This window comes from Comamonas sp. UBA7528 (genome assembly GCF_002479375.1).
In the GTDB taxonomy this organism is placed as follows: Bacteria; Pseudomonadota; Gammaproteobacteria; order Burkholderiales; family Burkholderiaceae_C; genus Comamonas.
In genome coordinates this window covers 46,136-67,322 of sequence record NZ_DLMU01000008.1, presented here as the reverse complement: position 1 = coordinate 67,322, position 21,187 = coordinate 46,136, and the positions used below count along the sequence as shown (strand labels likewise).

General features: G+C 64.5%; 18 protein-coding genes. 7 read left to right on the top strand and 11 right to left on the bottom strand.

What is annotated here, in order from left to right; translation table 11 throughout:
• Positions 1 to 13: 13 nt before the first annotated feature.
• Positions 14 to 583: a ribosome maturation factor RimM gene (gene rimM / locus B3349_RS09225; RefSeq protein ID WP_291588353.1), complete on the bottom strand. Its 570-nt coding sequence runs from the start codon at positions 581 to 583 to the stop codon at positions 14 to 16.
• A gap of 90 nt (positions 584 to 673) precedes the next feature.
• Positions 674 to 928: a 30S ribosomal protein S16 gene (rpsP, locus tag B3349_RS09220; protein WP_066539673.1), complete on the bottom strand. Its 255-nt coding sequence runs from the start codon at positions 926 to 928 to the stop codon at positions 674 to 676.
• Between the two features lie 287 nt (positions 929 to 1,215).
• On the opposite strand from rpsP, the gene B3349_RS09215 reads away from it, so the two are divergent.
• The 5 genes from B3349_RS09215 (at position 1,216) to B3349_RS09195 (ending at position 7,202) form a co-directional block, all read left to right on the top strand.
• On the top strand, positions 1,216 to 1,665 hold the full coding sequence (locus B3349_RS09215; RefSeq protein WP_291588352.1) for an NINE protein: 450 nt from the start codon (positions 1,216 to 1,218) through the stop codon (positions 1,663 to 1,665).
• A gap of 233 nt (positions 1,666 to 1,898) precedes the next feature.
• Positions 1,899 to 3,179 carry a sigma-70 family RNA polymerase sigma factor gene (locus B3349_RS09210; protein ID WP_291588351.1) on the top strand — a complete coding sequence of 427 codons (1,281 nt, stop codon included), beginning with the start codon at positions 1,899 to 1,901 and terminating at the stop codon, positions 3,177 to 3,179.
• 173 nt (positions 3,180 to 3,352) lie between these two features.
• Entirely contained in the window at positions 3,353 to 5,749 is a 2,397-nt protein-coding gene (locus tag B3349_RS09205) for a TonB-dependent receptor (protein ID WP_291588350.1), read from the top strand.
• Between the two features lie 86 nt (positions 5,750 to 5,835).
• A complete protein-coding gene (locus B3349_RS09200) occupies positions 5,836 to 6,996 on the top strand; it encodes a PepSY-associated TM helix domain-containing protein (RefSeq protein WP_291588349.1) in 1,161 nt (386 codons plus the stop codon).
• Positions 6,993 to 7,202, top strand: coding sequence for a hypothetical protein (locus tag B3349_RS09195; RefSeq protein ID WP_291588348.1), 210 nt, complete (start codon positions 6,993 to 6,995; stop codon positions 7,200 to 7,202). The genes B3349_RS09200 and B3349_RS09195 overlap by 4 nt, the downstream gene beginning before the upstream one ends.
• Positions 7,203 to 7,300: 98 nt before the next feature.
• Here B3349_RS09195 and B3349_RS09190 read toward each other — a convergent pair whose 3' ends face one another.
• The 7 genes from B3349_RS09190 to B3349_RS09160 form a co-directional block, all read right to left on the bottom strand.
• Positions 7,301 to 8,311, bottom strand: coding sequence for an inorganic phosphate transporter (locus B3349_RS09190; protein WP_291588347.1), 1,011 nt, complete (start codon positions 8,309 to 8,311; stop codon positions 7,301 to 7,303).
• A 20-nt stretch (positions 8,312 to 8,331) separates the two neighbouring features.
• Positions 8,332 to 8,979 (bottom strand): DUF47 domain-containing protein, encoded by a 648-nt coding sequence (locus B3349_RS09185; RefSeq protein ID WP_218332853.1) that lies wholly within the window; start codon positions 8,977 to 8,979, stop codon positions 8,332 to 8,334.
• A gap of 639 nt (positions 8,980 to 9,618) precedes the next feature.
• Positions 9,619 to 10,359, bottom strand: a complete 741-nt coding sequence (locus tag B3349_RS09180; protein WP_291588346.1) for an ABC transporter ATP-binding protein — start codon at positions 10,357 to 10,359, stop codon at positions 9,619 to 9,621.
• Between the two features lie 2 nt (positions 10,360 to 10,361).
• Entirely contained in the window at positions 10,362 to 11,162 is an 801-nt protein-coding gene (locus tag B3349_RS09175; RefSeq protein WP_414646870.1) for an ABC transporter ATP-binding protein, read from the bottom strand.
• A 23-nt stretch (positions 11,163 to 11,185) separates the two neighbouring features.
• Complete coding sequence (locus B3349_RS09170) at positions 11,186 to 12,265, bottom strand: ABC transporter permease subunit (RefSeq protein ID WP_291588345.1); 1,080 nt, start codon at positions 12,263 to 12,265, stop codon at positions 11,186 to 11,188.
• 15 nt (positions 12,266 to 12,280) lie between these two features.
• Positions 12,281 to 13,210 (bottom strand): branched-chain amino acid ABC transporter permease, encoded by a 930-nt coding sequence (locus B3349_RS09165; RefSeq protein WP_066539696.1) that lies wholly within the window; start codon positions 13,208 to 13,210, stop codon positions 12,281 to 12,283.
• Positions 13,211 to 13,591: 381 nt separating this feature from the next.
• Positions 13,592 to 15,016 carry a replication-associated recombination protein A gene (locus B3349_RS09160; protein ID WP_291588344.1) on the bottom strand — a complete coding sequence of 475 codons (1,425 nt, stop codon included), beginning with the start codon at positions 15,014 to 15,016 and terminating at the stop codon, positions 13,592 to 13,594.
• 313 nt (positions 15,017 to 15,329) lie between these two features.
• Between B3349_RS09160 and brnQ the strand changes: the two genes are divergently transcribed.
• Positions 15,330 to 16,649 (top strand): branched-chain amino acid transport system II carrier protein, encoded by a 1,320-nt coding sequence (brnQ, locus tag B3349_RS09155; RefSeq protein ID WP_291588343.1) that lies wholly within the window; start codon positions 15,330 to 15,332, stop codon positions 16,647 to 16,649.
• Between the two features lie 245 nt (positions 16,650 to 16,894).
• Here brnQ and lolA read toward each other — a convergent pair whose 3' ends face one another.
• On the bottom strand, positions 16,895 to 17,527 hold the full coding sequence (gene lolA / locus B3349_RS09150; protein ID WP_291588342.1) for an outer membrane lipoprotein periplasmic chaperone LolA: 633 nt from the start codon (positions 17,525 to 17,527) through the stop codon (positions 16,895 to 16,897).
• Between the two features lie 48 nt (positions 17,528 to 17,575).
• A complete protein-coding gene (locus tag B3349_RS09145) occupies positions 17,576 to 19,909 on the bottom strand; it encodes a DNA translocase FtsK (protein WP_291588341.1) in 2,334 nt (777 codons plus the stop codon).
• A gap of 243 nt (positions 19,910 to 20,152) precedes the next feature.
• Between B3349_RS09145 and trxB the strand changes: the two genes are divergently transcribed.
• Positions 20,153 to 21,103: a thioredoxin-disulfide reductase gene (gene trxB / locus B3349_RS09140; protein ID WP_291588340.1), complete on the top strand. Its 951-nt coding sequence runs from the start codon at positions 20,153 to 20,155 to the stop codon at positions 21,101 to 21,103.
• Positions 21,104 to 21,187 lie beyond the last annotated feature (84 nt).

Genomic DNA, 21,187 nt, shown 5'->3' with positions numbered 1-21,187 from the left:
AATTCGCAGCCGATCAGTAGTCCAGCTGCCAGTCCACCAGGATGCTCTTGGCAGCCAGGTCGACCTTGTCCACATAGGCGTCGACAAAGGGGATCATGCGCTCACGCTCTTTGCCGCCTTCGTCATAGGCCAGTACCAGCGTGGTCTGCGGACCGGTGGCCAGCAGGTCCTTGACCACCCCCATGGCCACGCCTTCGCGGTTGACCACGGACAGCCCGAGCAGATCCACCCAATAGAACTCACCTTCTTCGGCCGCCGGAAAGGCCGTGCGCGAGACAAAGATGCGCGCGCCGCGCAGGGTCTCGGCCGCATTGCGATCCCCCACGGCTGCCGCAGTGGCCACGATGGAATCCGAGTGCGCGCGCGCCTGCTTCACAGGCAATAGCACGGTGCCGGTGAAATGCTTGGCGCCTTTTTCGGCCGGCAGCAAATACCAGTTTTTGGCGGTGAGCAGCACGTCGGCATCGCTGCTGTAGGAGATGACCTTGAACCAGCCCTTGATGCCCCAGGCATCGGCAATGCGGCCCACTTCCACGGCGTCGGCAGGCAGGGCGGTCACTTCAAGTTCGGGCATCTGGCTCATGGCAGTCACTGACAGGTTTGCACACAGAGAAAATAAAAAAACGGGTTCCGTCAGACTGGCCGACGGAACCCGTTTTGAGGGGAGTGCTGATTAAGCAGCAGCCTTGGCGGCAGCTTGCTTGATCAGGCGTTCCACGGTGTCGGAAGCCTGAGCACCAACGCTCTTCCAGTAAGTCACGCGGTCCAGCGCCACGCGCAGGCCTTCTTCAGCGCCACGGGCGCTGGGGTTGTAGAAACCCAGACGCTCGATGAACGAACCGTCGCGACGCACGCGCTTGTCAGCGGCCACGATGGTGTAGAAAGGGCGAGCCTTGGAGCCGCCGCGGGACAGACGAATAACGACCATGATTAATCCTTCGGGTGGTATAGGCAGCTTGCGCTGCACATTCTTTGCTCCGTTTGAGACACGCGACATAGCCACCCGGCCAGCGACACGCAGCAAAGTTCGCGATTATAGCGACTTCTGTGCAAGCTGCCTACACCCTCCGGAATCACGGACGCTCGTCGAGCGCCTTCCTGCCGCCTTGATCCTCTGCAGGCGACTTGCATGCAGCCACCTGGCCGGTGCCCGGTTGCGGGCCATGGCGTAGTCCCTAGCTGGTCGCAGCGGCCATGGTCCCGAATAATTCCCCCATGCGCAAGAACAAGACCGTCGCCGCCTGGCTGGCCTTTCTGGGCGGCCCGCTGGGCCTGCACCGCTTCTACCTGCATGGCCTGGGCGATCTGCCAGGCTGGCTGCTGCCCATCCCCACCGCGCTGGGCCTGTACGGTATCCAGCGCATGCAGCAGCTGGGCCAGGACGACCACCTCAGCTGGGTGCTGATTCCGCTGCTGGGCTTCACCATCGCCGGCTGTGCGCTGAAGGCCATTCTGTACGGACTGGCCACACCCGAGCGCTGGAATGCGCTCCACAACCCCTCGTCTGCGCCCGATGCCGCACCCGGCCGCACGGGCTGGCCCACGATTTTTGCCATTGCCGCCGCACTGATGGTGGGCGCCGCCGTGCTGATGGCCAGCCTGGCCTACAGCTTTCAGCACTACTTCGAATACCAGATCGAAGAGGCCCGCAAGATTTCCCAATAGCGCAAAAGCCACGCCGGCGGCATCTCTGCGGCGGCTCATCGTATCCAAAATCGAAGCAACTCAGGCTTGCCGGGCAGTCCGATACGGCTGAAAACATCCGGAAATCTTCGAGCACCGCGCCCCCGCAGGACTGGTTTTCAGAAGCCCCAGGGGTCTGTGACTTGGATGTACACACCCAAATAAGAATAAGAACTATTCTCTAGAATAGAAGAATCCCTGACCACCTGCCGCCCATGTCCTCCTCACCCCTGTTGCACAGTGCTCTCGACAACTACCGCACCCTGGTGGGATTTGTCGCCCGCAGGATGGGCGACCGGCAAGAGGCCCACGACCTGGTGCATGACGCCTGGGTGCGCGCCGCCGAGAGCCAGCCCACGCTGTCGCAGGAGTTGCACAGCCCCTCCTCACGCGCCTACCTGTATGCCGTGGCGGAGAACCTGGTGATTGACCATTACCGCCGTCGCAAGCGCCAGCAGGAGGCGCTGCAGGGCGTGTCGCTGTGGCAGCCTGCGCAGACCGACGACGTGAAAGACACCCACAGCCTGCGCCAGGCCATTGCGGCCGTGGACCTGGCACTGGCCGACCTGCCACCTCGCTGCCGTGCCATATTTCTGGCCGACCGGCTCGACGGCACTCCCCAGAGCGACATCGCCGCGCAGCACGGTACCTCCGTCAAGACGGTGGAGCGCGAAGTGCAGCGCGCCATGGACGCCATCGAGCAGGCGCTGCACCGCTGGCGCGGCGACCCCGCACCTGCCGCACGCAAGGGCCGGCGGCGCACGCTGGGAGCCTTGCTGTCGCTGGCGGGCATCGGTGTGTGCGGCTCCAGCGCCTGGCTGGCATGGCGCCAGTGGGTGCCATCCTGGCAGCTGACCCTCAGCGCCACCCAGCACCAGCCGCTGCTGCAGGCCCTGCCGGACGGCAGCAGCCTGGCGCTGGATGCACAAGGCCTGGCCGACGTGGCCTTCTACGCCCACCAGCGGCATGTGCAGCTGCACCGCGGCACCGCCTTCTTCAACGTGCAGCGCGATGCACAGCGGGCGTTCATTGTGGATGCGGGCAGTGCCCGCATCACCGTGCTGGGCACCCGCTTCGAGGTGGCCCTTGAAGATGCGCACACCGTGCGCGTCACGGTGGAGCAAGGCCATGTGCAAGTGGCCCAGCGGGACGGCACCGCAGAACCCCATGCCGTGGAGCTGCACGACGGCGAAACCCTGCGCTGGACGGCTGGCCACGCGCCCCAGCGCAGCCAACCCGGCGGCGAGATTGCCACCTGGCGCAACGGCTGGCTGGAGCTGGACAACCTTCCGCTGGAAGCCGCCATCCAGCGCATCAGCCGCTATTGTTCCCAGCCCGTACGGGTGGAGCCTTCTGCGGCGCAGTTGCGGGTGTTCGGGCGCGTACAGATCAGCCACGCCGCCGACTGGGTGCAACTGCTGCCCGCCATGCTGCCTGTACAGCTGCGGTCCGAGCAAGCCCACGGGCAGGCATGGATCGTCATCACCCGGTCTTGAGGCTTTGTCCAAGAGCTGCTGCATTTTTTTGAGGGATTTGCGGCGCGAGTGCGTTGTACAGCATGAGATCTGCCGCAGCACGTCCCGTTGACTGCGGGCTGCAGATCGAGGATTCCGGCACGCCATTCCCGACGAAGACCGGAAAACGAAGCACTCTCATTTCTCTTTCCGTTATGCCCGAACGCTCTTTCGCCCCCCATCCACCCGCCACGCTGCGCCTGCTGGCCGCAGCTGCCCTGGTGGCCATGGCAAGCGCCCCTGTCCACGCCCAGCCGGCGCCCGTCTCGACTGCTGCCCAAGCGCCCATCGCCTTCCAGATCCCGCCACAGGCGCTGGACAGCGCCCTGGCCCAGCTGGCCCGCACCGCCCAATTGCAGCTGATGGCGCCAGCGGCTCTGCTGCAGGGCCGCAGGACGGCGGGGGTGCAGGGCACGCTCAGCCCCCAGGCTGCGGCACAGCAGTTGCTGCAAGGCAGTAGCTTGAACGCCCGCATCAGCGGCAACACGCTGCTGATCACCGCCGCCACCGGCGAAGCAGCCCTGCAGGATGTGACCGTGCGCAGCCGTGCGGACGGCCTGCCCGAAGCCTATGCCGGCGGCCAGATCGCGCGCGGCGGCAGCCTGGGCGTGCTGGGCACGAATGACGTGATGGATACGCCTTTCAGCGTGGTCAACTTCACATCCGAGCTGCTGGAGAACCAGCAAGCCCGCACGCTGGCCGATGTGGTGGTCAACGACGCCTCGGTGCGCTCGCTCACGGCCTCGGGGGGCTTTGGGGACTCGTTCCAGATCCGCGGCTTCAATGTCGCGAACGGCGAGACCTTTGTGAACAATTTCGGCGGCCTGGCAGCCACCACCACCATCCCCGTGGAAATGGTGGAACGGGTCGAGCTGCTCAAAGGCCCGGGCGCACTGGCACGCGGCGTTGGGCCCGACGGCAGCATTGGCGGCAGCATCAACCTGGTGACCAAGCGCGCCAGCGATACCCCCCTGACCCGATTGACCACCACCTACACCAGCAAGGCCCAGCTGAGCACCCACCTGGACGTGGGCCGCCGCTTTGGCGAGGACAAGGCCTGGGGCATTCGCGTGAACGGCGTGCTGCGTGGCGGCGAAGGCAATATCGACGGTGGTCGCCAGAAGATGGGCATGGGCTCGCTGGGGCTGGACTACCGCGCCAGCCGCCTGCGCTGGTCGCTGGATGCCCTGGCCCTGCATGACGACACCCGGGAATTCCGCCCCCAGGCCATGGTGCTCTTCGGCCCCGGCGGCTACAGCGACACGCGGTTGCCGGCCCCTCCTGATGGCCGCCTGAACTTCTACCCCGGCACGTCCATCGACTCCACCAACAAGATGGTGACCAGCCGGCTGGAGTATGACGTGACCGACCGCCTGACCCTGATGGCCGGCGTGGGCTACAACCACTTTCGCGTGAACCAGAATTTCCCGTCGGGCAACCTGCTGGATGCCAGCGGCCGCATGCTGGTGGGCAATGCCATCTACGACGACGCCCGCGAAACCACCACCGCCGACCTGGGCGTGAAGACCAGTTTCCGCACCGGCGCCGTCGACCACCGTGTCGCTCTGGTCGCCAACTGGCTGGACCGTGACAGCGGTTACTACTACGACGGCAATCTGCCGTCCACCAGCTCCACGATCTACGACCCCTTGCCCATCGTCGATGGCAGCCACCGCAAGCCCGTCAAGGACAGCAACCTGCGCCAGCAGGGCCTGGCACTGACCGATTCGCTGGCCATGCTGGACGACCGCCTGCTGCTGACCTTCGGTCTGCGCCACCAGCGCATCAAAACCCACAGCCCCTTCAGCCAGACGCAGACCTCGGCCAACTCGCCGCTGGCGGGCATCGTCATCAAACCCGTCGACCACGTGGCGCTGTACGCCAACTACACCGCAGGTTTGACCGATGGGGGCACGGCCCCTGCGGGCGTGGCCAATGCCTTCCAGACCATGGCGCCCTTCAAATCCAAGCAGTTGGAGACCGGCGTCAAGGTGGACTGGGGCCACATGGTCACGCAAGCCACGGTGTTCCAGATCAAGAAACCCAGCGGCTATACCGACCCGGTCAGCAATGTCTACAACTATGCGGGCGAGCAGCGCAACCGCGGTCTGGAGCTGTCCACCTATGGCGAGCTGCAGCGCGGTCTGCGCCTGATGGCCAGCGCGGCCTTCACCCAGGCCAAGCTCACCCGCATCGAAGACCTCAGCGTACAAGGCAACAACGCCCCCAATGTGGCGCGCCGCACGGTGAGCGTGGCCGCTGACTGGGATGTGCCGGGCGTGCAGGGCCTGAGCCTGAATGGGCGCGCACTGTATGTCTCGTCCGTCCACCTGGACAACGCCAACACCTTGCGTGTGCCCGGCTGGACGCGCATGGACTTCGGCGCCCGCTACGCCATGCAGGTGGCCGGCAAGCCGGTGGTGCTGCGCGCCAACATCGAGAACCTGGCCAACCGCCGCTACTGGCTGACCACCACCGTGTCCTCAAGCTACTCCTACGCCATGGTCAGCGCGCCGCGTACGTTCACCCTGTCTGCAGCCATCGACTTCTGACACCAGTCAGAGGCTCTCTCTGGCCCTGCGCTGCCGCCCCCACCGGCCGCGCAGGGCCTTCGCGCTCCTTCTTTTCTTGAGCTGCCATGCAAAACACAACCATCAAGACCTGGGCCTGGGTGCACAAATGGAGCAGCCTGGTCTGCACCGTCTTCATGCTGCTGCTGTGCCTGACCGGCCTGCCCCTGATCTTCCACCACGAGATCGGCCACCTGCTGGGTACGGAGGTCGAAGCCCCGGCTATGCCGGCCGATACCCCGCGCGCCAACCTGGACGACGTGCTGGACGTGGCCCGCGCCCAGTACCCCGACCGGGTGGTGCAGTTCGCCTCCCCCGGCGAGGACGACTACAACCTCTGGTTCGTCACCATGACGCCCACACCCGAGCCCACCACGGACTTTCGCAGCGTGGTGGTCGATGCCCGCACCGCCGCGCTGCTGGCCGAGCCCCGCTTTGACCAGGGCTTCATGTGGATCATGTTCAAGCTGCATGTGGACCTGTTCGCCGGCCTGGCTGGCAAGCTGTTCCTGGGCTTCATGGGCTTACTGCTGCTGGTGGCCATCGTCAGCGGCACCGTGCTGTACGCCCCCTTCATGCGCAAGCTGCAGTTCGGCAGCGTGCGCCGCGAGCGCCAGACGCATGTGAAATGGCTGGACCTGCACAACCTGCTGGGCATCGTCACCCTGGTATGGCTGCTGGTGGTGGGTGCCACCGGCGTCATCAACACCTGGGCGGACCTGGTCATCAAATACTGGCAGCACGACCAGCTCACCAGCATCCTGCAGCCCTACCAGGGCCAGCCCCTGGTGCCCGCCGCGCAGCGGGCCCAGCTGCAACCCGCGCTGGAAGCGGCCCAGCGCCAGGTGCCGGACAGCCGGCTGTTCTTTGTGGCCTTCCCGGGCACCAGCTACTCCAGCCCCCATCACTACACCTTCTTTCTCAAGGGCAACGAGCCCCTGACATCCAAGCTGCTGTGGCCGGTGCTGGTCGATGCGCGCACCGCCGAGGTGACTGCCGCCCCGTCCATGCCCTGGTATGTGAAGACCCTGCTGCTGTCCCAGCCGCTGCACTTTGGCGACTACGGCGGGCGGCCCATGCAGATCCTGTGGGCGCTGCTGGACATCGCCTCTATCATCGTGCTGGGCAGTGGCCTGTACCTGTGGCTGCGCAAGCGCAAGACAGCGCCCAGGACCACCGCTCCCGCAGCATCCACCGCGACCGCGGACAACGCAGAAAGTGCCGCATGACGCAACCTCCCAAGTACCGCCACTTTGTCTTTCTCTGGGCCTGGCCCATCGCCCTGGGGCTGCTGACCGCCGTGGGCCTCGTCGCAGCGCTGTTCAGTGAAGACGGCTGGGGCGACCACCTGGCCGCGCTGTGCCTGGGCATACCGGTGCTGGTCGGATTGTGGTTCGGCTGGCTGCGCCGCCAGACACCACGTCGCAGCGAATAAAAAAGCCAATTACCCTTGCACATAGAAAAAGGACTTACAGGCATTGCTACCCGGAAGTCCTTTTTTGTGCGCGGATGCAGCTATCCGCTGCGGCTGGATCAGTACAGCTGCAGGCTGACCCAGTAGGCGATGGCGGCCACAAAGGCGCTGGCCGGGATGGTCAGAATCCAGGCCCAGACGATGTTACCGGCCACGCCCCAGCGCACCGCGCTCATGCGCTGGGTAGAGCCCACGCCGACGATGGCACCGGTGATGGTGTGGGTGGTGGAAACAGGAACGCCCAGGAAGGTGGCAAAGAACAGCGTCATCGCACCGCCGGTTTCGGCACAGAAACCGCCCACGGGCTTGAGCTTGGTGATCTTCTGGCCCATGGTCTTGACAATGCGCCAGCCACCAAACATCGTGCCCAGGCCGATGGCCAGGTAGCAGCTGATGATGGTCCACAGCGGAGGCGAGGCTTCGCCTGCCGTGGAGTAGCCGGTGGCGATCAGCAGCAGCCAGATGATGCCGATGGTCTTTTGTGCATCGTTGCCGCCGTGGCCCAGCGAATAGGCACCGGCCGACACCAGCTGCAGACGGCGGAACCACTTGTCCACCTTGTTGGGGCGGGTGCGACGGCAGATCCAGGCGACCGCCACCATCATCAGCGAGCCGAACAGAAAGCCCAGCAGCGGCGAGATGAAGATGAAGGCCACAATCTTCAGGATGCCGCCGGCGATCAGCACGCCGGAGCCGGCCTTGGCAATGGCAGCGCCGACGATGCCGCCGATCAGCGCGTGCGACGAGCTGGACGGAATGCCGTAGTACCAGGTGATGACGTTCCAGACGATGGCCCCGGCCAGCGCGCCGAACACCACATGGGTGTCGACGATGTCCGGCTGGACAATGCCCTTGCCCACCGTGGCCGCCACACTCAGGTGGAAGACAAAGATGGCGACAAAGTTGAAGAAGGCGGCAAACACCACGGCCTGCGTGGGCTTGAGCACGCCGGTGGAGACGACGGTCGCAATCGAGTTCGCCGCATCATGAAACCCGTTCATGAAGTCGAACACCAGCGCCATCGCCACCAGCAGAATCACCACCCACAGGGCGGCTTGTACGGTTTCCATGAGGGAGAGCTCCTGCGTGCTTAGGAGTTCTCGAGGACGATGCCCTCAATGATGTTGGCCACGTCTTCGCACTTGTCGGTGACGGTTTCCAGCAACTCGTAGATGGCCTTGAGCTTGATCACTTCACGCACATCGGGCTCTTCGCGGAACAGCTTGCTCATGGCGGCGCGCAGCACACGGTCGGCATCGCCTTCCAGGCGGTCGATCTCTTCGCAGGTCTTGAGTGCGGCTTCGGCCGTGCTCTGGTCGGCGATGCGGTCCAGCAGCTTGACGGCGTCGCGCACGCGCTCGCAGCACTTCACGCTCAGGTCCGTCAGACGGTGGATTTCGGCCGTCATGTGGCGCACGTCGTACAGCGCCATCGATTCGGCGCAGTCCTGCAGCAGGTCGGCCACATCGTCCATCGTATTGATCAGCGTGTGGATGTGCTCGCGATCGATGGGGGTGATGAAGGTCTGGTGCAGGGTCTTGTTGACCTCGTGCGTCACGCGATCGGCAGCGCGCTCGGCGTTGTCCACGTCCTGGTTGTACTTGTCGCGCAGGTGTTCATCGCCATAGTTGGCGACCAGCTGGGAAAAGGCACGTCCGGCCTCCACAATGCGATCCGCATGCTGGTTGAACATTTCGAAAAAATTGCCCTCGCGCGGCAACAGCTTGCCAAACAGCATCAATGGCTCCTCATGACTGACAGGTGCCAGTCACCCGGATGGCAGCTGGCGCGAAATTTCGGCGAAGTGTAACCGCCGGGTAATCGGGCCTGGCTGCCGGCGTTCTGTGCCGTCAGCCTGCGGTGCCCTTTTCCATGGGCGCCGGCAGGCCATCGCAGTACGTATTTCGTGTGACGTGCACATGTCGGTACTGTCGATAGGCGGCAATTTTTACCCAAACCGCCTGGGGTTCGCAGGCAACGGGTCATCTCCCCCACCCGCATAGGGACGACTCACTTCCGTTTTCAGGCCGTGTTTTCAGAGGGTAGACCGCCACCTCGGGCGACAGAAAATAAATCTGCGCAAAATGTTGCGCCGCAGCGACAAAGGCCTCGCCGTGCGGCCGTCCACCATATTCGCTCCTAATAGAGGAGCTATATCTTCTTTCCAGTTATAGACGTGGTGTTGTTTTTATATTGAAAACAAATATGGATATGCGCATATAGCTATATTATTAATAGCAATCATTTCATGCACCACCAGCACTGCGGTGCATTTCCCCGCACAGAGGGCTGCAGGGCACCGGTTACCAACCGGTTTCATGCCTTGCCAGGGCCCCCTGCTGCTGCCGCTCCGGCCGGCAGCAGGGGGGCCGGGTGCTTACTCGCCCAGGTAGGCGGCGCGCACGCGCGGGTCGTCCAGCAGGGTCTTGCCCTCGCCTTCCATGGTGATGTTGCCGGACTCCATCACATAGCCCCGGTTGGCCAGTGCCAGCGCACGGCTGGCGTTCTGCTCCACCAGCACGATGGTCATGCCCTGGGCGTGCACATCAGCCACCACCTCGAAGATCTTGTCCACCATGATGGGGGACAGGCCCATGGACGGCTCATCCAGCAGCAGCAGCTTGGGGTGGGCCATCAGCGCGCGCGCCATGGCCAGCATCTGCTGCTCGCCGCCGGACATGGTGCCGGCCAGCTGGTCGCGGCGCTCCTTCAGGCGCGGGAACAGCACGAACATGCGCTCGATGTCGGCCGTGATCTGCGCCTTGTCGTTCTTGGTATAAGCCCCCATCAGCAGGTTTTCCGTGATGGTCATGCGGGCGAACACACCACGCCCTTCGGGCACCATGATCAGGCCTTCCTTGACCAGATCCCAGGCACCACGCCCCTGCACGCTCTTGCCCAGGTAGCTGATCTCGCCGCCATTGGCATTCAGCGTGCGGGTGATGGCCTTCATGGTGGTGGTCTTGCCAGCGCCGTTGGAGCCGATCAGCGAGACCAGCTCGCCCTGGCGCACCTCGAAGTCCACACTCTTGACGGCCTGGATCCCCCCGTAGGATACCTTCAGGCCCTTGACCTGCAGCAGCACCTCTCCGGTGCGCTGTGTTGCTTGCTCTGCCATGCTCAATGCCCTCCGGTGCCCAGATAGGCCTCGATCACTTTGTCGTTCTTCTGCACTTCGGCCGGCGTGCCTTCGGCAATCTGCTTGCCGTAGTCCAGCACGGTCACGCGGTCGCACAGGCCCATCACCAGCTTCACATCGTGCTCGATCAGCAAGATGGTGCGGTTGTCCTTGCGGATGCGGTCGATCAGTTCGCGCAGCTGCACTTTCTCGGTGGCGTTCATGCCGGCAGCCGGCTCATCCAGCGCAATCAGCTGCGGGTCGGTGGCCAGTGCGCGGGCGATTTCCAGGCGCCGCTGGTCGCCATACGACAGCGTGCGCGCCTTGAAGTCGGCGTACTTGGCAATGCCCACGTACTCCAGCAGTTCCTGGGCGCGCTGGCGGATGGCGGCTTCCTCGGCCTTGAAGCCCGAGGTGCGCAACACGGCGCCAATCAGACCGGAGTGGGTGCGCACATGGCGCCCCACCATCACGTTCTCCAGGGCCGTCATCTCGGCAAACAAACGGATGTTCTGGAAGGTGCGGGCGATACCGGCCTTGGCCACCTTGTGCACGGCCGTGGGCTCGTAGGGGTGGCCGGCCAGCGAAAAGCTGCCGCTGTCCGGCGTGTACAGGCCGGTGATCACGTTGAAGAACGTGGTCTTGCCGGCGCCGTTGGGGCCGATCAGCCCGTAGACCTGGCCGCGGCGGATGGTCACCCCCACATCGCTCAAGGCCTGCAGGCCGCCGAATCGCTTGGAAATGCCTGCGACCTTCAACACCACATCGGTGTCGTCTGCAGCGGGGGCCATGGTGGCTGTCATTGCTTCAACTCCTTGCATGGCGCTCATCCCTTCTGCGCCAGGCTCTTGCCGTGTTCCGGTGTCGGCCACAGGCCGCGCGGACGCAGCAGCATCACGACGATCATGGCCAGTGCGATCAGCAACTGGCGCAGGATGGCGGCATCCAGGCGGCCGCCGGTCAACTCCTGCAGCGGACCTGCCACATAGCGCAGCACCTCCGGCAGCGAAGCCAGCAGCACGGCGCCCAGGATCACGCCCGGGATATGGCCCAGACCGCCCAGCACCACCATGGCCACAATCATCACGGACTCCATCAGGCTGAAGGATTCCGGCGACACAAAGCCCTGGAAGCCCGCAAACATGGCGCCCGAGACACCGCCGAAGGTGGCACCCATGCCGAAGGCCAGCAGCTTCATATTGCGCACATTGATGCCCATGGCCTTGGCGGCGATCTCGTCTTCGCGGATCGCCATCCAGGCGCGGCCGATGCGCGAATCCTGCAGGCGGTAGCAGATCACCACCGTGATCAGCACCAGCACCAGGAACAGGTAGTAGTACATGGTCACCGAGCTGATGTCGAAACCGAAAATCTCCTGGCGCTTGGCCAGGTCGACACCGAACACTTGGATCGAGTCGATCTGGCTCAGGCCCTTGGGACCGTTGGTGATATTCACCGGGTGGTCCAGGTTGTTCATGAAGATGCGGATGATTTCACCGAAACCCAGCGTCACGATGGCCAGGTAGTCGCCGCGCAGCTTCAGCACCGGAATCCCCAGCAGCACCCCGGTACAGGCCGCCAGCAGCGCCGCCATCGGAATCACCAGCCAGATGCTGGAGTGCAACCCGTCCGGGAACATGGACTGGAACCAGGCGAAGGTCTCAGACAGATGGGGCGACGCCATCAGGCCGAACATATAGGCGCCCACGGCGTAGAACGCCACATAGCCCAGGTCCAGCAGGCCGGCATAGCCCACGACGATGTTCAGCCCCAGGGCCAGCATCACATACAGCAGCGCCAGGTCGGCGATACGCACCCAGGCGTTGCCGAAGTACTGCAGCACCAGGGGCAGCACCAGCAGCACAAGGCCCCACAGCGCCCATTGCACGGTTTTCTTGGATTGCATATTGCGTTCCCTCTCTTATGCGCGGTCCGCCACACGCTCACCCATCAGGCCCGAGGGGCGTAGGGTCAGAATGATGATCAGCACGATGAACGCAAAAATGTCGGTGTAGTGGCTGCCCAGCACACCGCCGGTGAGCTGGCCGATGTAGCCCGAGCCGATGGATTCGATCAGGCCCAGCAGGATGCCGCCGATCACGGCGCCGGCCAGGTTGCCGATGCCGCCGAACACGGCCGCCGTGAAAGCCTTCAGACCGGGCAGGAAGCCCATGGTGTGCTGCACGGTACCGTAGTTGGAGGCCCACATGATGCCGGCGATGGCCGCCAGCACCGCACCGATGATGAAGGTGGCGGAAATCACCATGTCCGGGCGCACGCCCATCAGGGCAGCGACGCGCGGGTTCTCGGCCGTGGCACGCATGGCGCGGCCCAGGCGGGTGTAGTTGACCAGGTAGACCAGCGTGGCCAGGGACACGGCCGTCACGGCCAGGATCAGGATCTGCGTGGGCGTGATCACGGCACCGGCGATCTCATAGGGATCGGGCGACAGCAGCACCGGGTAGGCCTTGGGATTGGGCTTCCAGATGATCATGGCCAGGGCTTGCAGCAGGATGGACACACCGATGGCGGTGATCAGCGGCGCCAGACGCGGGCTGTTGCGCAGCGGACGGTAAGCGATCTTTTCGATACAGAAATTCAGGCAGGCCGCCACCACACAGGCGATGACCGTGGCCAGCAACAGGATCACCCAGCCCGGCGCACCGGGCATGGCCTCCTGCATCAGGCCGATACAACTCCAACTCGTCAACGCGCCCACCATCAGCACTTCGCCGTGGGCAAAGTTGATGAGCTGAATGATGCCGTACACCATGGTGTAGCCCAGGGCTATCAAGGCGTACATGCTGCCGAGGACCAGACCATTGATGATCTGCTGCAGCAAGATATCCATATGTCGCTTCCCTTCAAGGTGGCAGGTGTCCAGACAAACCACCCGTTGGTCCACCCAGCCCCGCGCACGCCTTTCTCCAGTAGCAAAAAACCCGCCAGAAAGATTTCGGGCGGGCGGCCGGAAAAAGCAATGGCAGCACGTTATGGACTTGGTCAGTTCCCCAAAATGGGGGTTACCCTTGCCATTGCGGTGCACCTCCGCGCGGGTGCAGCAGGCACACAAGGCCGTCCATCCATGCACAGCACGCAATGAAAGCGTGTGCTGCTTCGCAGCAATTGATGCCCAGCACGCATCAATACGCCACGCACCAGCAGCGTGCACACCTGCGCACCACACGCGGGCTCAGGGACAACCCGCAGGCTCCAAGTCTTCAGCCGCCTGTCAGCCTGGGGCAGACCCTGTGTCGTCTGGCGCAGACGGTTGCGGGTCCGCGCCGGGCTCTGCCGCAGCCCGGGCCGCCGCGTTCAACGCGCGCAGCTGGGCCAGCTTGTCGCCGATCTTGATCTCCAGGCCGCGCGGCACGGGCTGGTACAGGCGCTGCTCGTCCATGCCATCGGGAAAGTAGCGCTCGCCGGCGGCAAACGCCCCCTCCTCGTCGTGTGCGTAGCGGTAGCCCTTGCCCCAGTCCATGTCCTTCATCATCCGGGTGGGGGCGTTGCGCAGGTGCATGGGTACCGGGCGGGTGCTGTCGCTCTTCACCAGCGCGCGCATCTGGTTGTAGGCGTTGTAGCCGGCATTGCTTTTGGGGGCCACGGCCAGATAGAGCACGGCCTGGGCCAGCGCCAGCTCGCCCTCGGGGCTGCCCAGCCGCTCATAGGTCTGAGCCGCCTCATTGGTGATTTGCATGGCGCGCGGATCGGCCAGGCCAATGTCTTCCCAGGCCATGCGAATCAGCCGCCGCGCCATGTAGCGCGGGTCCGCGCCACCGTCGAGCATGCGCACCAGCCAGTACAGTGCCGCATCCGGGTCGGAGCCGCGCACCGACTTGTGCAGCGCACTGATGGTGTCGTAGAACTGCTCCCCCCCCTTGTCGTAGCGGCGCATGCGCTCGCCCAGCACCTGCAACAGCCAGACGTCCGTGATCACTTCCACCTTCGCCTGTTCGGCGGTAATGGACAGCGTCTCGAGCGTGTTCAGCAGGCGCCGCGCGTCACCGTCGGCGTAGGCAATCAGGCGCTCCAGTGCATCGTCCTCGATCACAGGCACGGCGCCCAGTGCCTGCGCCTTGGCCACGATGCGCTGCAAATCCTCGGCCGTCAGACTCTGCAGCACATAGACGGCCGCGCGCGACAGCAGCGCGGAGTTCACCTCGAACGAAGGGTTCTCGGTGGTGGCGCCGATGAAGGTGAACAGCCCGCTCTCCACATGCGGCAGGAAGGCATCCTGCTGGCTTTTGTTGAAGCGGTGCACCTCGTCCACGAACACGATGGTGCGCTGCTGCAGCAGGCTGTCCCGGGCCATCTGGGCTTTTTCCACGGCCTCGCGGATGTCCTTGACCCCGCCCAGCACGGCGCTGATGGAAATGAACTGGGCATCGAATGCATCGGCCATCAGCCGCGCGATGGTGGTCTTGCCCACTCCCGGGGGACCCCACAGGATGCAGCTGTGCGGCCGGCCCGATTCGAACGCCAGCCGCAGCGGCATGCCTTCGCCCAGCACCTGCTGCTGGCCCACCACCTCGCCCAGGGTATGCGGGCGCAGGCGCTCCGCCAGCGGCTGGTGGGCCGGCAGGGCCGCTGCCCCACTCGCAGCGCCGGCCGCAGGAGCGCCAAATAAGTCAGTGGTTGTGGCAGGGTTACGGGGCATAGCCATATATCAGAAGTTCACATCAGGCAAAATAGGGTTTCAGCGGACACATGCTCTCCATTGGCGAGGTCACCCCTCACGTAGATGGAACAGCAGCGCCTTCTGGCCCGTCAGCCACAAGCTTAACGGCCCTGCCCTGCCCGATTCGGTTGCCGCCTGCTGCCATCCAGTGCCTGGCAACGTGCAGCCTGCGACCGGCCTATCGCCGGCCAGTGCCAATGCACTCTACCGAATCCCCGCTTTTCGTTTGGTTTGCAATGTTTTCAACGCATCCCCGGGCGCGCTTGCGCCGCCGGGGTGCAGGGCTTTTGGTATGACAACACTCAAGACGCGGGACCTGATGGCCCTCGGCTTCATGACGTTTGCGCTGTTTCTGGGCGCAGGCAACATCATCTTCCCCCCCATCGTCGGTCTGGCCGCAGGTGAGCACCTGTGGAGCTCCGCCGTGGGCTTTCTGCTCACCGGCGTGGGACTGCCGCTGGTCACCGTGGTGGCGCTGGCCCGCGTGGGCGGCGGCCTGCAGACCATCACCGCTCCCATCGGCAAGGTGGCCGGCATGCTGCTGGGCGCCGCCGTGTACCTGACCATCGGCCCGCTGTTTGCCACGCCGCGCACGGCCACCGTGTCGTTCGAGCTGGGCGTGGCGCCGTTCGTGGGCAACAGCCCCCTGGCGCTGGGGGTCTACACCGTGCTGTATTTTGGCCTGACCCTGCTGCTGGCCCTGTTCCCCGGCAAGCTGGTGGACACCATCGGCAAGCTGATCACCCCGGTGCTGATCCTGGCCCTGGTGGTGCTGGGGGGCGCGGCCTTTTTGCTGCCCGCCGGCACGCTGTCGGCCAGCCTGCCCGATTACCAGAGCAGCAGCCTGGCCCTGGGCCAGGGCTTTGTGCAGGGCTACCAGACCATGGACGCACTGGCCGCACTGGTGTTCGGCATCGTCATTGTCAACGCCATCAAGGACAGCGGCATCACCGACACCCGCCTGCACACCCGCTACACCATCATTGCCGCCATCATCGCCGCCACCGGCCTGGGCCTAGTCTATGTGTCGCTGATCTACCTGGGCGCCACCAGCGGCAGCCTGGTGCAAAGCGCCTCCACCGGCGTGCAGATCCTCACCGCCTACGTGCAGCACACCTTTGGCGACGCAGGCATGGTGCTGCTGGCCGTGGTGATTCTGCTGGCCTGCCTGACCACCGGCGTGGGTCTGGTCAGCGCCTGCGGCAGCTATTTCAGCCAGTTGCTGCCGTTTTCCTACCGCACGGTGGTGATTGCGCTGTGCGTGTTCAGCGCCGTGGTGGCCAACCAGGGCCTGGAGCAATTGATCGCCGTGGCCGTGCCGGTGCTGGTGACCGTCTACCCGGTGGCCATCGCCCTGGTGGCGCTGAGCCTGCTGTCGGGCTGCTGGAAGCATGCCCGCCGCGTCTACGCCCCGGTGATGGCCGTGGCCCTGCTGCTGGGCCTGCTGGACGGCGCCAAGGCCGTGGGCCTGATGGAGCTGCCCGAGTGGATCACCAACTTGCCCGGCGCCGCCATGGGCATGGCCTGGCTGACCCCGGTGCTGGCCATGCTGCTGCTGGCCGCCACCGCCGATCGCCTGCTGCCCGCCCGCAGCCACCCGGCACAGGCCTGAGCGGCTTTTCCGCCGCACCATGCCAAAGGGCGCACCTCTTGCGGGGTGCGCCCTTTTTGTTGGGAATCTCTTTCAGGCATGTCTACAGGCTGCAGTGGACGGCATGACCGCCTCTGTATGCCGCCCGCTATCCGATATGAGGGCAGCAGCTAGAGCACAGTAAAAAAAAGCGCGCACTCACACCGAAAACTCAGACACAACGTTCGCGCGGTACGCCCCCCGGCAAACGCCGGCGCGGAACACCGTTACTGCTTGAGCACATCCGCCCCGGCCGGCGGGGTGAATTGGAACGTGGATGCCGGCAGCGAAGGCAGCAGTTGCAACTGACTGAAGCGGATCAGCGAACGCTGGCCAAAGCTGTCCACAATGTCCAGCGCCGACAGCTTGCCGCCGGCAAAGCCCACACGCACCTGGCGCAGTTGGTTGTCGCTGGAACGCGGCTCGGCCTGCACCCATTCCATGCCGTCGGCATCGGGGGCGTTGCTCAGGTTGAAATCCTTGCGCAGACCGTTCAGGTCGGTGGCCGAGGCCAGGATGGCCGCGGGCGTGCTGGCCAGTGCCTGGCTCTGCGCGCGCTGCGTCACCTGGTTCAGGTCCTTGTCCAGCATCCACAGCGTCTTGCCATCGGCCACGATCACCTGCTCGAACGGCTTGGTGTAGTGGAAGCTGAACCTGCCCGGGCGCTGGAACTGGAACTCGCCACTGCTGGTCTTGGTGCGGCCGGGCTGGCCGTCTCGCCCCGGGGAGGTGACCGTCTGGGTGAACTGGGCCTTGCCCGCCCGGGACTCCTTCATGAAGGATTCCAGGCTGCCCATGCCGTCGGCCAGGGCCCACAGTGGCAGCACCGACAGTGCCAGGGCGGAAATCATCTTTCGCATGCGCGAACTCCTTGTCGCAATCTCAGGGACGGCCAACCGCAGCCGCCCTCATTCGTCCCCACGGCCGGCAGGCACCAGCACTTCGCGCTGGCCGCTGGACGTGAGGGAACTGACCAGACCCGCCCGCTCCATCTGCTCCAGCAGATTGGCCGAACGGTTGTAGCCGATGCGCAGTTTGCGCTGCACATAGGAAATGCTGGCCTTGCGGTCTTTCAGCACAATTTCGACGGCCTGGTCGTACATGGGATCCTGCTCGCCATCGCCGCCGCCTTCCCCGTCGCCCCCACCGCCCTCATCGGACAGCGAAGACTCCAGCACACCATCGATGTAGTCTGGCTCGCCCTGCTCCTTCAGGTAGGAGACCACGCGGTGCACCTCATCGTCCGAGACGAACGCGCCGTGGACGCGGATGGGCAGACCGGTACCGCTGGCCATATAGAGCATGTCGCCCATGCCCAGCAGCGACTCGGCGCCCATCTGGTCCAGCACGGTACGGCTGTCGATCTTGCTGGAGACCTGAAAGGCGATACGCGTCGGAATATTGGCCTTGATCAGGCCGGTGATCACATCCACGCTGGGTCGCTGGGTGGCCAGAATCAGATGGATACCGGCGGCCCGTGCCTTTTGCGCCAGACGGGCGATCAGCTCTTCGATCTTCTTGCCCACCACCATCATCAGGTCGGCCAGCTCGTCGATCACGATGACGATGTGTGGCAGACGCTGCAAGGGCTCGGGCGATTCCGGCGTCAGGCTGAACGGGTTGCCAATGATCTCGCCCTTGCTCTTGGCATCATCGATCTTGGTGTTGTAGCCCGCCAGATTGCGCACTCCCAGCTTGGACATCAGCTTGTAGCGGCGCTCCATCTCGGCCACGCACCAGTTCAGGCCGTTGGCCGCCATCTTCATGTCGGTCACCACCGGGCACAGCAGGTGGGGAATGCCTTCGTAGACCGACATTTCCAGCATCTTGGGGTCGATCATCAACAGGCGCACGTCCTTGGCCTCGGCCTTGTAGAGCAGGGACAGAATCATGGCGTTGATACCGACCGACTTGCCCGAGCCAGTGGTACCGGCCACCAGTACGTGGGGCATCTTGGCCAGATCGGCCACCACAGGCTTGCCTTCGATGTCCTTGCCCAGCCCCATGGTCAGCAGGCTCTTGGCGTCGTGGTAGACCTGCGAACCCAGCACTTCCGACAGGCGGATCGACTGACGCCGCGCATTGGGCAGCTCCAGCGCCATGTAGTTCTTGCCCGGAATGGTTTCGATCACCCGCACCGACACCAGGGACAACGAACGCGCCAGATCCTTGGCCAGGTTCACCACCTGCGAACCCTTCACCCCGGTGGCAGGCTCGATCTCGTAGCGTGTGACCACCGGGCCGGGCGTGGCCTGCACCACATGCACTTCCACGCCGAAGTCCTTGAGCTTCTTCTCGATCAGGCGGCTGGTCATCTCCAGCGTGTCGGCGGAAACGGTTTCCTGCTTGGCCGGCGGGGCGTCCAGCAAATCCACCTGCGGCAACGCACTATCGGCCATTTCCTTGTCCTCGAACAAGGGCTTCTGGCGTTCCTTGATGACCCGCTCGCTGGGCACCACCGGCGGTGGTGCAGGGGTGTTGATCTGCACCGGCTTGGACTGGTAGGCCTCTTCGGCACCCAGGTGCACGTCGTCCAGCACGTCCCGGCGCTCCTGTGCGGCCTTGCGGCCGGCCGCTACATCCTTGACCTTTTCGCGGTGCTGCTGGCCGATGCGCACCAGTGTGTCGATGCGCGCCCCCAGGGTCTCGGCCACCGTGCCCCAGGAAAAATGGAACACCAGACCCAGGCCCAGAATCATCAGCATGATGCCCAGCAGCCCGGAGCCGGTGAAGCCGAACCAGCCGACACCAGCCTTGCCCAGCAGATAGCCCATCACGCCGCCGGCATGGCCGGGCAGATGGGTTTCCAGCCGGTACAGGCGCGACCATTCCAGCGCCGTGCTGGCCGCCAGCAGCAGCAGCAGCCCGCCCCAGAACGTGAGGTTGTCGCGCCAGGCATGGCCTTCCAGCGTTTCGCCACGCATCCAGCGGCGCAGCGAACGGCCCCAGGCGAACACCGCCGCCAGCACCGCCCACCAGACCGAATAGCCAAAGCCGAAGTACGAGGTATCGGCCAGCCAGGCCCCGAAACGCCCCGCCCAGTTGCGCACGACCACGCCGTTGGCCAGGCCGCTGGTGGACCAGGCCGCATCTTGGGGAGAGTAGGTGCACAGTGCGAGCAGCCAGAAGATCAGCGCCAGCAACGCCACCACCAGGCACACCTCGTGTCCGAAACGAACAATGCCCGCTTTGGGCGGGACTTTTGCAGACGCGGTGTTCAAGGCATTCAGTGAATAAGTCATACGCAAGGCGGGTAGCTTACCGCAGCGCTCCGGGCTCCCCCAGGGTTCCGGCCGCAGGGCAAATGCAAACAGTTGCAACAAAACTTGCACTGCATCAGGCAATGCATGCAGCAACAGCCCGATTCGGCACAGGGCTCTTGCGCTTTCTACAATGCTTGCTTCTTCCGGTCCAGCACCTTGGTAGTGGTGGACCCGGGTTCCAAGGGGCCGCGCCCATGCGCAGCCCGCTGATTGATTGCGCACATGACCACTCCGACACACGCCCAAGTCCTGATTCTCGGTTCCGGCCCCGCCGGCTACACGGCCGCCGTCTATGCCGCCCGCGCCAACCTCAAGCCGCTGCTGGTGACCGGAATGGCCCAGGGCGGCCAGTTGATGACCACCACCGAAGTGGACAACTGGCCTGCCGACGTGATGGGCGTGCAAGGTCCCGAGCTGATGCAGCGTTTTCTGGAGCATGCCGAGCGCTTCAAGACCCAGATCGTGTTCGACCATATCAGCAAGGTCGATTTCAGCAAGCGCCCCTTCACCCTGACCGGCGACAGCGGCACCTACACCTGCGACAGCCTGATCATCGCCACAGGCGCCTCCGCCAAGTACCTGGGCCTGCCCTCGGAAGAGGCGTTCATGGGCCGCGGCGTGTCGGCCTGCGCCACCTGCGACGGTTTCTTCTACCGTGAGCAGCCCGTGTGCGTGATCGGCGGCGGCAACACCGCCGTGGAAGAAGCGCTGTATCTGTCCAACATCGCCAGCAAGGTCACCCTGGTGCACCGCCGTGACAAGTTCAAGGCCGAGCCCATTCTGGTGGACAAGCTGATGGACAAGGTCGAGGAAGGCAAGATCGAGCTCAAGACCCACTTCACCCTGGATGAAGTGCTGGGCGACCAGTCGGGCGTGAACGGCATCCGCATCAAGAGCACGACGGACGGCCATACCGAAGACATCGCCCTGCAAGGCGCCTTCATTGCCATTGGCCACCACCCCAACACCGACATCTTCCAGGGCCAGCTGGAAATGGAAAACGGCTACATCGTCACCCAGGGCGGCCTCAAAGGCTTTGTCACCCAGACCAGCGTGCCCGGCGTGTTTGCCGCCGGCGACTGCCAGGACCATGTGTACCGCCAGGCCATCACTAGCGCCGGCACAGGCTGCATGGCGGCCCTGGACGCCCAGCGTTTCCTGGAACAGGAATAAGCCTCCAGGGAGGCGCTTGCGCTGCTTCTCCCGCGCTGGCGCCACCTTCCTGCAGCCTGCCGCATAGGCGAAGGCGCAAGGTTC